Genomic DNA, 11,896 nt, shown 5'->3' with positions numbered 1-11,896 from the left:
CTGTGACGATGTTCATGGTTGTACCAGGCCACGAAGCGGTTCACTCGGGCCTGAAAGGATTCGAAATATAGCTTTAGAAGCGGAAAAGTCGATAAGGGTTAATGAAGGCGGCTGGTTCGGGTGAACGTGCTCAGAACGCCAATTGGCCAGGGGTTCCATTGCTTGGTAGCGCTGGCCTGTTGTTATGGATGAAGATATTAAGAAATCGGATATCATTTGTTGAAATACGGATATCTCCCTGCCTCCGTTTCGTGGCATCGTAAACCTCTATTGAAAGTAATAAGGTAATAATGGTGGGAGTAGACATGCCCGAATCACAAAAATAAGCATTCACTCGTTTCGTGTTGGCAGTAACATGGAAGGTAGTCGTGCTGAATAGAACCTTATGGGATGTGCTGGATTAATGTCGGTAGCGCAATATAAAATTGCAAAATCTAGAGTTTAGCTACTAGGGTTTGGCTATTGCGAGCGCATACTGAATATTCGCTTCATGTGTTCCAGGAAGGCGGCTTGTCACGGTGGTTCGTCGGGCGCTGTATTGAAGCTTCGGGTCAGCAAGAGAAAGAAGCTTGTTTTTTATTCTAACAAGAGCATCTTGAAGGAGAGTATAGGTCATGAGTTCAATAATAAATAAAGAAGTGCAGGAAGCCCCTTTGAAATGGGTGAAAAACTGGTCTGACGAGGAGATTAAAGCGCTCGTTGATGAGGAAAAGGGGTTGCTTGATCCACGTATTTTCTCTGATCAGGATTTGTATGAGATCGAGCTTGAGAGGGTGTTTGCTCGATCCTGGCTGCTGCTTGGGCACGAGGGGCACATTCCCAAAGCCGGGGATTATCTGACCACCTACATGGGTGAAGACCCAGTAATTGTAGTGAGGCAGAAAGACCGGAGCATTAAAGTCTTTTTAAACCAATGTCGGCATCGCGGTATGCGTATTGAGCGATCGGATTTTGGCAACGCAAAGTCATTTACCTGCACTTATCACGGGTGGGCCTATGACACCGCCGGTAATCTGGTCAATGTACCCTACGAGAAAGAGGCTTTTTGTGACAAAAAAGAGGGTGACTGCGGGTTCGACAAGGCCGACTGGGGGCCGCTGCAAGCGCGGGTGGATACTTACAAGGGGCTGATTTTTGCCAACTGGGATACCGAAGCCCCTGATTTGAAGACCTATCTGAGCGATGCAACACCCTATATGGACGTGATGCTCGATCGGACCGAGGCAGGTACTCAGGTCATCACCGGTATGCAAAAGACGGTAATCCCCTGTAACTGGAAATTCGCCGCCGAGCAATTCTGTAGCGATATGTACCATGCGGGAACGATGGCGCATCTTTCAGGTGTATTGTCCAGCCTCTCGCCTGAAATGGATTTGTCCCAAGTAAAGTTACCGTCAAGTGGGAATCAGTTCCGGGCTAAGTGGGGTGGACATGGGACCGGCTGGTTCAATGACGATTTCGCACTTCTGCAAGCCATCATGGGTCCTAAGGTTGTCGATTACTGGACCAAAGGTCCAGCTGCTGAGCGTGCAAAAGAGCGTCTGGGTAAAGTTCTTCCGGCTGATCGCATGGTTGCTCAGCATATGACCATTTTTCCGACATGCTCATTTCTTCCTGGCATCAATACAGTCCGTACTTGGCACCCACGTGGCCCTAATGAGATCGAAGTTTGGTCTTTCATCGTAGTGGATGCTGATGCACCTGAAGATATCAAGGAAGAATATCGTCGGAAAAACATCTTCACCTTCAATCAAGGGGGAACCTACGAGCAGGACGATGGCGAAAACTGGGTGGAGGTTCAGCGGGGATTGCGCGGCTACAAGGCTAGAAGTAGACCTCTTTGTGCCCAGATGGGGGCGGGTGTGCCAAACAAGAACAACCCGGAGTTTCCTGGAAAGACCAGCTACGTTTATAGCGAAGAAGCTGCGCGAGGGTTCTACCACCACTGGAGCCGCATGATGTCCGAGCCGAGTTGGGACACGCTAAAGTCTTGAGCAGATAAAGTGACCGAAAAAAGCAATCACTTTCATCGGGTTTCTACCGTGGTAGACAAGGGTTTAGCCTGTTTTTTGGTTGCTGGAAGTGCCTAAGTGAATTGATTAACTTGGGTAAACCCCTGGCTTTGTCGGGGGGATTTACTCGGGTGCATTCCAAAATGTACAGCTGTGCGTTTGGTGATAATCGTCATGCTATGGATTTGCTATTTGCATGAGCCGAGTGCAGGTCGCCCAACATATATACAGGAAACTAATTATGACATCCGCTGATTTGACAAAACCCATCGAGTGGCCAGAAATGCCCGTCAGTCTTGAATTGCAAAATGCCGTTGAGCAATTCTACTATCGCGAAGCACAGTTGCTTGATTATCAAAACTATGAGGCCTGGCTGGCTTTACTGACCCAAGACATCCAATATTGGATGCCAATTCGTACTACTCATACATCCCGGAATAAGGCGATGGAGTACGTGCCCCCCGGCGGTAATGCCCATTTTGACGAGACGTATGAGAGCATGCGTGCGCGCATTCGGGCGAGGGTTTCGGGGCTTAACTGGACTGAAGATCCACCGTCGCGCAGCCGGCACATTGTAAGCAACGTTATCGTCCGCGAAACTGAGAGTGCTGGTACTTTGGAAGTTAGTTCTGCGTTCCTTTGTTACCGTAATCGATTGGAGCGTATGACGGACATCTATGTCGGTGAGCGTCGAGATATTTTGCTCCGTGTAAGTGACGGGCTGGGATTCAAAATTGCCAAGCGAACGATCTTGCTCGACCAGAGCACGATTACAGCGAATAATCTCAGCCAGTTTTTCTAACTAGGGAATGCTGGCCACTTACCCTATACCCAGCCTATTCATGAGAGCGGCCTGAAAATGAAGAGGAGCTACCCGATAGCTACGCAAACTAATCGCGCTCGCCCTTTCCTGATCGCGATCGGTATCTTTTACTTGGCCAATCTCCTCGGGACTTTGCATTTCAGCAGCCTGCGGCTGTTCGGCATGATGTATTCGGGTGTGGATTTGCAGGTCGGCGCTCCGGTATTCACCCTGCTGCAGGATGCCTGGGCCGTAGTCGGGCTGCAGCTGGGGGGCACTGGGCTGGTTGCGTTGTGGGGCGCACGTCAGCCCGTGCGCTTCATGGCGGTTGTCCCCGTGGTCATCGTCACGGAAGTGCTCGACGGTATCTGGGACTTGTACAGCATCGTTTGGAGTCACGAAGCCATGTGGTTCGGGCTCCTGACGTTCGCCATCCACGTGGTGTGGATCGTCTGGGGGTTACAGGTATGGCGCGTGTCGTCTCGCCGGTCATCTGGGTTAACCGTCCCAACCTCCTGAATCTGTGGGCCTGAATTGAACTCTGTCATTTCCCATGCGCGTCGACGTTATCCGGCCGCTTGCGCCAAGCTGGCTGCCGGATTTAATGAGTAGTTAAAGTTAGCTATAGAAACTCTGAAAAAGGCTTGACCTCATGAGATATCCAGTCTGCAGTCCGCGTGGTTACTGGCGTGCATTTTCCGAGTGCGTACTTTTTCAGACCAACTCTATAATAAGAGACAAAAAAGAATGACTTTTTCCAAAGTTTGTGAAGTATCTGATGTGCCCGTCGGTGACGCCTTGCAGGTTGAAAGTAAGGGCGAAGCCGTCGCGATTTTCAACGTCGATGGAGAGTTGTTCGCAACACAGGACCGTTGCACTCATGGTGACTGGTCCTTGTCCGAAGGCGGCTACCTAGAGGGTGACATTGTCGAATGCTCGCTGCACATGGGTAGGTTCTGTGTCCGCACGGGCAAGGTAAAAGCAGCACCGCCCTGTGAGCCGCTGAAGATATATCCGATTCGAATAGATGGCAGCGATGTGTTCGTAGACTTTGATGCCGGGTATCTAGCGCCATGATTAAATCAATCGTCATTATTGGTGCTGGCTTGGCTGGCGCAACTGCCACTCGCTATCTTCGCGCCCAAGGATATCAGGGAAAGATCCATCTGGTCGGGGAGGAGTTGCATGTGGCTTACGATCGCCCCTCCTTATCCAAGGACACCCTGTCAGGAAAAGTGGTCGAACCACCCGCGATCCTGGATCCTTGTTGGTATGCATCGGCCGATATAGATCTCCATTTAGGTGTACGCGTGACCGGTATTGATGTGGTAAACCACCAGGTACTTTTCGAATCCGGTGACATTCTAGCCTACGACCGACTGCTATTAGCCACCGGCGCTCGCGCGCGGCGTATGGCTATTACGGGAAGCGAGTTGGCCGGCATTCACACCTTGCGTGACCGCGCCGACAGCCAGGCGCTGAGGCAGGCGCTTGAGCCGGGCCAGTCTCTGGTAATTGTCGGCGGTGGCCTGATCGGTTGCGAAGTGGCGACCACTGCTATTAATGCCGGTGCCCACGTCACTGTTCTGGAGGCCGGGGACGAACTGCTGTTGCGAGTGCTAGGCCGATCAACCGGGGCCTGGTGTCGCAACGAGTTGGAGCGTTTGGGTGTCCGGGTTGAACTGAACGCACAGGCAGCGCATTTCGAGGGCGAGGGACACGTGCATGCCGTCGTTTGTGCCGATGGACGTCGGATAGCAGCTGGCACAGTTTTGGTGAGCATCGGTGCAGAACCAGCCGACGAACTGGCACGTGCGGCCGGTATCGCATGTGAGCGCGGCGTGGTAGTTGACGCTACGGGTGCAAGCTCATGTCCTGCAGTATTCGCGGCAGGTGACGTAGCAGCCTGGCCCCTGAGGTCCGGTGAACTGCGCTCGCTGGAGACCTACCTGAACAGCCACATGCAGGCTGAAACTGCCGCCGCGGCCATGTTAGGCAAGTCTATCCCGGCTCTTCAGGTGCCAACCTCTTGGACGGAGATTGCAGGGCATCGGATACAGATGGTTGGCGACATCGAAGGCCCCGGAGAAGTTGTCTTGCGCGGTAACGTCGAGAATGGTCAGCCGCTGGTGCAGTTCAGGGTTCTTGATGGTCGCGTTGAAGCCGCAACGGCTATCAATGCCCCGAAGGATTTTTCCGTTGCAACCCGATTGGTGGCTGACCACATTCCTGTATCGGCCACAAAATTGCAGGACGCTAGCTCTAACTTGCGGGATTTTATGAAAGCTAAAGCTGAGCGATGCGAGTGAACGTCGACTTATTCTTAATAACTAGAAGAGCTTAAAAGTGAAACTAAAAGAAGAAGTTATATTAATCACAGGGGGCGCATCTGGACTGGGGCATGCCCTTGTGGAACGGTTCGTGGCCGAAGGTGCCAAGGTGGCTGTCCTCGATAAGTGTGCCGATCGACTTCAACAGTTGGAGTCTGATCACGGCGAAGATGTGGTATGCATTGTCGGTGATGTGCGTTCAATGGAAGACCAGAAACTGGCTGCCAGTCGTTGTATTGCCAAGTTCGGGAGGATTGACACTCTGATCCCCAACGCCGCTATCTGGGATTACAACACGGCACTTGTCGATCTACCTGAAGACAGTATCGACAAAGCATTTGATGAAGTATTTCAGATTAATGTTAAGGGCTATATTCTCGCCGTCAAGGCATGCCTGCCAGCGCTGGTTGCCAGCCGAGGCAGCGTGATCTGCACGATCTCGAATGCAGGTTTTTACCCCAATGGCGGTGGTCCTCTTTACACGGCGACGAAGCACGCAGTGGTGGGGCTGGTGCGCGAGCTGGCATTCGAGTTGGCACCATACGTCCGGGTCAATGGTGTGGGGGTTGGCGGTATCAATACGGATTTGAGAGGACCTTGCTCGTTGGGAATGAGTGAGCAGTCGATATCGAATGTGCCGTTGGCTGAGTTGCTGCAGGACGTACTGCCAATCGGCCGCCTGCCTGACGCCGAAGAATACACAGGAGCTTATGTGTTTTTCGCCACGCGTGGCGACTCTGCGCCCGCCACCGGTGCCTTACTGAATTATGACGGAGGCATGGGCGTTCGCGGACTTTTTTCCGCAGTCGGAGGTAAGGACCTGCTCGAAAAACTTAACATTGATTGAGGAGATGAAAATGGGCATTAAAAGCTTGGGTTACATGGGGTTCTCTGTAAGTGATGTACCGGCATGGCGCTCGTTCCTCACCGAAAAAGTGGGTTTGATGGAGGTTGTTGGCTCCGATGAGAATGCCTTATACCGCATGGACTCACGCAGTTGGCGGATTGCCGTGGAAAGGGGGGAGGCTGACGACCTAGCATTCGCCGGTTATGAAGTTGCCAATCCGCTGGCCTTGAAGCTGATTACGGAGCGGCTACGGGAGGCTGGTGTTCAGGTGAGGACCGGCGACACTGAACTGGCAGAAAAGCGTGGCGTGATGGAACTGGTCTCTTTTGAAGATCCATTTGGAATGCCGCTGGAAATTTACTACGGGGCTACCGAACTATTCGAGCAGCCTTTCGTTTCTGGCACTGGTGTCACTGGGTTCCTGACTGGTGACCAAGGAGCTGGGCATTATTTTTATGCTGTCCCGAATATTGAAGAAGGACTGGCTTTCTATACTGGCATACTGGGTTTCCAGATGTCCGACGTCATTGATATAGCTATGGGTCCGGATATTACAGTGCGGGGATACTTTCTTCATTGCAACGGGCGCCACCACACAATGGCGATCGCGGAGGCTCCGTTACCCAAGAGAGTTCACCATTTTTTGCTGCAGGCCTTGACGCTGGATGATGTAGGTCATGCGTACGACCGAATCGATGGATTGGGCGACAAATCTACCGACTCCAATCTTCGGGTGCCGGCAAATAGTGATATTAGGTCCAGCAGGATCACGGCGACGATCGGACGCCATGTCAACGATCACATGATTTCCTTTTACGCTGAGACGCCGTCCGGGTTTGAGCTTGAGTTTGGTTGGGGCGCGCGCGACGTAGATGACCGGTCTTGGGTGATGACGAGGCACAAGCGCACGGCCATGTGGGGTCATAAATCTATGCGTAATAAGTAAGTACTTGGTCCGGAGTTAATATTTACTGAGGTTTTGCACTTACAGTCTGTTGCCGCATGCCGCACTGTACAACTCTGTCCTGGGGTTAGATTTGATCAATTTTGATAAGCTTTGATCTGGCCAGTAAGGAAATGGAGTAGGGCTAAATACTTTCGCCACTAGCTGATCTGGTTATCTTTCGGCGCTGGAGCTTGAGCTGAAATGTACTTAATGGGGTTCGGCAATGGAGCAATATGTAAGCCGTGTATAACCTGGCTTTGGCCACAGCGGTGCCCTGGAACCAATAGCCTTAGCGGTGCAACCGCACTTTTCGATGAGGAGCTCAATACAGTGCTGAGTATGAGTCTCACCCATAATTAATAAACAAACACTTAATCAATGGAAATCCGGCCAACATGTCACCTGAACTCATCGAAACTCTCGGCGACGAGCTCTATGCTGCCCTGTGTTCGCGCACAGTGGTGGACCCGCTGACTAGCCGCTACCCAGATATTACGATCGACAATGCATATCACATCCAGCAGCGCATGATTTCACGCCGCCTGCAGGCCGGCGAGAGGATCGTTGGCAAGAAAATCGGCGTTACCAGCGCCGCGGTGATGAACATGCTGGGCGTGAGCCAGCCCGACTTCGGCTACATGCTTGATGGCATGATCTATGGCGATGGTGCGGCCATCGACGCTGCTACGTTGATCCAGCCGAAGGCTGAAGGAGAAATCGCCTTCGTACTGAAGAAAGACCTGATGGGGCCTGGAGTCAGTGCGGCCGACGTACTAGCCGCCACCGAAGGCGTTATGGCCTGCTTCGAGATCGTCGATTCACGCATCACCGACTGGAAAATCCACATTCAGGACACAGTGGCCGACAACGCATCCTGCGGTGTGTTCGTGCTAGGTGATCGCATGGTTGATCCGCGAGGGCTTGACCTGCGCACCAGCGGAATGGTTTTGGAAAAAAATGGCGAAACGGTGGTCACCGGTGCGGGCGCCGCTACCATGAATTCTCCTGTCAATGCGGTAGTTTGGCTTGCAAATACACTGGGCAAGTTGGGCATCCCACTGAAGGCCGGCGAAGTGATCCTGTCGGGAGCACTCGGTGCAATGGTCCCAGTCAAGGCCGGCGATAACTTGCGCGTTTCGATAGGCGGCATCGGTAACTGTTCGGTGCGTTTTCATTAAAGCAGAGAGTATGTGAGATGAACAAAATTAAATGCGCACTGATCGGCCCCGGTAACATTGGTACCGACTTGCTTTATAAGTTACAGCGCAGCACGGTGTTGGAGCCGGTATGGATGGTCGGTGTAGACCCGACTTCTGAAGGCTTGCGGCGCGCTGCCGCCATGGGATTGAAAACTACCTCCGATGGCGTTGATGGTCTGTTGCCGCATATCGCAACAGATGGGATCCTGATTGCCTTCGATGCCACTTCGGCCTATGTCCACGCAGAAAACTCGCGCAAGCTCAACGAGCTAGGTGTGATGATGATCGACTTGACCCCGGCTGCAATCGGTCCTTTCTGTGTGCCGCCGGTGAATCTTCTTAAACATGTTGGCCAGGGTGAAATGAATGTCAACATGGTGACCTGCGGTGGCCAGGCCACTATCCCGATGGTCGCTGCGGTGTCACGTGTGCAGCCTGTAACTTACGGAGAAATCGTAGCCACCACTGCATCCAAATCGATAGGCCCCGGCACCCGCGCCAATATTGATGAGTTCACCCGTACTACCGGCAGTGCAATTGAGATAGTCGGCGGCGCAAAAAAGGGCAAGGCCATTATTATCATCAATCCGGCCGAACCGCCGATGATTATGCGCGACACCGTGCATTGCCTGACTGAAACCGAACCTGATCGCGAAAGAATCACTGCTTCGGTGCAGAAAATGGTCAAGGAAGTCCAGAAATATGTTCCCGGTTACAAACTAGTTAACGGGCCGGTATTTGACGGTAAGCGCATCTCTCTGTTTCTGGAGGTTGAGGGTCTAGGTGATTACCTGCCCAAATATGCCGGCAATCTTGACATCATGACTGCCGCAGCTGTTCGCACTGCGGAGATGTTCGCTGAAGAAATTAGTAGCGGAAAACTTAAACTCGGTCCGACGATAGAGACGCAAAAATAACTGCTGCGTGAGGAATAAAGCATGGCACTCAAAGGCAAAAAAATTACTGTTCATGACATGACACTGCGTGACGGCATGCACCCGAAGCAGCACCAAATGACGCTGGAACAAATGACCAGCATCGCGCGGGGACTAGACGCTGCCGGCGTGCCGTTGATCGAGGTCACGCACGGCGATGGTTTGGGCGGCTCGTCAATCAACTATGGTTTTCCCGCTCATACCGACGAGGAATATCTGTCGTCGGTGATCCCTCTGATGAAACAAGCCAAGGTGTCTGCGTTGCTACTGCCTGGTATCGGTACCGTTGACAATCTAAAGATGGCGCACGAACTGGGTGTGCATACTATTCGTGTGGCTACCCATTGTAGCGAGGCCGATGTCTCGCAGCAGCATATCCAATATGCCCGCAATATAGGCATGGATACGGTCGGCTTTCTGATGATGGCGCACATGGCATCGCCTGAGCAGCTACTGGAGCAGGCGCTATTGATGGAAAGCTATGGAGCCAACTGCATCTATTGCACTGATTCGGCCGGCTACATGTTGCCGGAAGACGTTAAAGCACGCATTGGATTGCTGCGGGAGAAACTCAATCCGGAAACCGAGCTCGGCTTTCACGGCCATCACAATTTGGCAATGGGCGTGGCTAACTCTTTGATGGCGGTTGAATACGGAGCCAACCGGATCGATGCCGCGGCTGCAGGTCTCGGTGCTGGTGCCGGCAATACGCCGATGGAAGTTTTCATAGCAGTTTGCTCCCGGTCCGGGATCGAGACTGGTGTCGATGTGTTCAAAATCCAGGATGTAGCCGAAGATTTGGTGGTGCCGATGATGGATTTCCCGATCCGCATTGACCGCGACTCGCTTACACTAGGTTACGCCGGTGTATATGGCTCATTCCTGCTATTTGCCAAGCGGGCAGAGAAACAATACGGAGTGCCAGCACGTGACATCCTGGTTGAGATGGGCCGGCGCGGCATGGTCGGAGGCCAGGAAGATATGATCGAAGATACGGCGCTGACCATGGCCCAAGCCCGCGGTCTAATTCCATCTTAGTGCGCGGAGGGATTAATTCGGATGCTTATAAAAATACAGAAGCTTGATTGGGTCGCGGCAGTTCGCCAATTCATTCTGCTGGATATATTCGATCGATACTCAAGGCGACTAGGCGAATGACCCAGGCGTTTTGCGGAAATGCCTAATTCCTAGTCTAGTGTCCTGTCTCAGAAATAAGCTGTTCGCTTTTGACGGTGTCTGTTGCCGCCAGGCTACGTTGCCACTCGTCAAAAAGAGAACGTATTTCTGAGACAGGGCACTAGTTGATTACGAAATATTGAATAATAAACATTGCTTCAGCAATGTGCGTCGGTACGTGTTTCTGCTGAAAGTATAGTGAAATCTCTTGGCCACGATAAACTCGAAGTTGGATACAAAGGTGCGGTGTTCGTCTGGTCATAACCAATAACCCACTTAGAATAATAAGAGATATAAATGATGAGAATACTGATTGGCGCAATAAGCACAGCGGTATTGGCGGTCACCTCTCAAGAGGTCCTGGCTACCAGCGATGTATTTAGGTTCGTTGGGCATGGGCCCGTCTCAACAGCGATGGGCGGAGCAGCAACCGCATTCGATGTGGGAGCGGCCGGTATGATGACGAATCCGGCGACGCTGTCTTTGATGCCGCCAGGGTCGGAAATTCAACTGGGGCTGGATTTTGTACTGACTGATATAGAGGTTAAAAACCAGGCTACTGGAGAAACTGCCCCCTCCAGAGATCACTCAAAAAACCGGGGCCCTTATGCCGCCCCTCAGTTGGCTTACACCTATCACAGTGGCTCCTGGGGACTCGGCTTTGGTGTCTTTGCTCAAGGAGGGGTTGGAACGGAATACGGGCGCAACAGTTTTTTGTCTCGTGCCACTGGCGGACTTGATACTGGACTCGAGAACTCAAGTCGGCTATTGACCTTGAACATTCCGTTTGCGGTGAGCTACGAAATCAACGAAAAATTGGCTGTGGGGGCCAGTGTCGACGCCGTGTGGCAGGGCTTGAACCTGGAGATGTTGATGGGGGCGGATCAGGTTGGTTCGCTGATCGGAGCGGGCCGGGCGAGAGGTAGTCTTGTTCCTGTGCTTGGGGGCCTACCTGACTTTCGTGGTGCGCATTTGAGTTTTACCAAGAATGAACCGGTGGCAAGTGGTGTGGATGCGTGGGGTATCGGCGGACGGCTAGGTATGATCTACAAAGTCACACAAGATACGGTCTTGGGTGCTGCGTATTCTATGGAAAGCCGGATAGCTGATATGGAAGGTAATGCAACTTTGACGGCGGTCGACGCGATAATAGGCCAAGTTGCGCTGGCAGGTAAGGTCAAGATAAGTGACTTTCAAACTCCCGCACAATTGAATCTTGGTATAAGTCATCAGCTCAATGAACAGTGGTTGTTTGCTGCGGACGTTTCCCGAATATTCTGGAAGCACGCAATGAAGGATATTGATGTTGGCTTTGTGCAGAATAATGGTGGCAACATCGATATTCTAATGCCGCAGAATTACAAAGATCAGACGGCTCTTTCGCTTGGAGTTGCCTATCAGACTGGCAAGTGGACGCTGCGAGGTGGTGCCCGCATAGCAACTCAAGCGTTGCGCTCCGATACTATGCTCGCGGTAATTCCTGCCATTCCCAACAGGTTTGGTTCTGCAGGGTTTTCTTATCAGTTTTCACCGGAAAACAGGGTGGACTTTGCCTGGACCCATTCTTTTAAGAAGAAGATGGATAACAACAGCCAGCCCAACACATCCGAACCAATAAAGGTGGAGCATGCTCAGGATAGTTTCAGTAT

At 52.2% G+C, this 11,896-nt stretch carries 11 protein-coding genes; all 11 read left to right on the top strand.

The window, feature by feature from the left end:
* Positions 1-614: 614 nt before the first annotated feature.
* Positions 615-1,994 carry an SRPBCC family protein gene (locus YA0848_RS33495; protein ID WP_198712605.1) on the top strand — a complete coding sequence of 460 codons (1,380 nt, stop codon included), beginning with the start codon at positions 615-617 and terminating at the stop codon, positions 1,992-1,994.
* A gap of 259 nt (positions 1,995-2,253) precedes the next feature.
* A complete protein-coding gene (locus YA0848_RS33490) occupies positions 2,254-2,814 on the top strand; it encodes a 3-phenylpropionate/cinnamic acid dioxygenase subunit beta (protein WP_046510211.1) in 561 nt (186 codons plus the stop codon).
* Positions 2,815-2,871: 57 nt separating this feature from the next.
* Positions 2,872-3,333, top strand: a complete 462-nt coding sequence (locus tag YA0848_RS33485; RefSeq protein WP_046510210.1) for a BphX family protein — start codon at positions 2,872-2,874, stop codon at positions 3,331-3,333.
* Between the two features lie 228 nt (positions 3,334-3,561).
* A complete protein-coding gene (locus tag YA0848_RS33480; RefSeq protein WP_082112145.1) occupies positions 3,562-3,891 on the top strand; it encodes a non-heme iron oxygenase ferredoxin subunit in 330 nt (109 codons plus the stop codon).
* Positions 3,888-5,123, top strand: a complete 1,236-nt coding sequence (locus YA0848_RS33475; protein WP_039594665.1) for an NAD(P)/FAD-dependent oxidoreductase — start codon at positions 3,888-3,890, stop codon at positions 5,121-5,123. The genes YA0848_RS33480 and YA0848_RS33475 overlap by 4 nt, the downstream gene beginning before the upstream one ends.
* A 37-nt stretch (positions 5,124-5,160) precedes the next feature.
* Complete coding sequence (bphB, locus tag YA0848_RS33470; RefSeq protein ID WP_039594664.1) at positions 5,161-5,991, top strand: cis-2,3-dihydrobiphenyl-2,3-diol dehydrogenase; 831 nt, start codon at positions 5,161-5,163, stop codon at positions 5,989-5,991.
* A 10-nt stretch (positions 5,992-6,001) separates the two neighbouring features.
* Positions 6,002-6,937, top strand: a complete 936-nt coding sequence (bphC, locus tag YA0848_RS33465; RefSeq protein ID WP_152668485.1) for a biphenyl-2,3-diol 1,2-dioxygenase — start codon at positions 6,002-6,004, stop codon at positions 6,935-6,937.
* 395 nt (positions 6,938-7,332) lie between these two features.
* On the top strand, positions 7,333-8,115 hold the full coding sequence (gene dmpE, locus YA0848_RS33460; RefSeq protein ID WP_039594663.1) for a 2-oxopent-4-enoate hydratase: 783 nt from the start codon (positions 7,333-7,335) through the stop codon (positions 8,113-8,115).
* 17 nt (positions 8,116-8,132) lie between these two features.
* A complete protein-coding gene (locus YA0848_RS33455; protein ID WP_039594662.1) occupies positions 8,133-9,053 on the top strand; it encodes an acetaldehyde dehydrogenase (acetylating) in 921 nt (306 codons plus the stop codon).
* Positions 9,054-9,074: 21 nt separating this feature from the next.
* Entirely contained in the window at positions 9,075-10,109 is a 1,035-nt protein-coding gene (gene dmpG, locus YA0848_RS33450) for a 4-hydroxy-2-oxovalerate aldolase (RefSeq protein ID WP_039594661.1), read from the top strand.
* A 435-nt stretch (positions 10,110-10,544) separates the two neighbouring features.
* A partial coding sequence (locus YA0848_RS33445) for an OmpP1/FadL family transporter (RefSeq protein ID WP_198731546.1) occupies positions 10,545-11,896 on the top strand: 1,352 nt, incomplete at its 3' end.

Origin of the sequence: Pseudomonas sp. S4_EA_1b, from assembly GCF_016307435.1 — a bacterium.
GTDB classification, from domain to species: Bacteria; Pseudomonadota; Gammaproteobacteria; order Pseudomonadales; family Pseudomonadaceae; genus Aquipseudomonas; species Aquipseudomonas rhodesiae.
The sequence above is the reverse complement of the archived record's forward strand: the minus strand, read 5'-3'. Positions and strand labels throughout refer to the sequence as shown.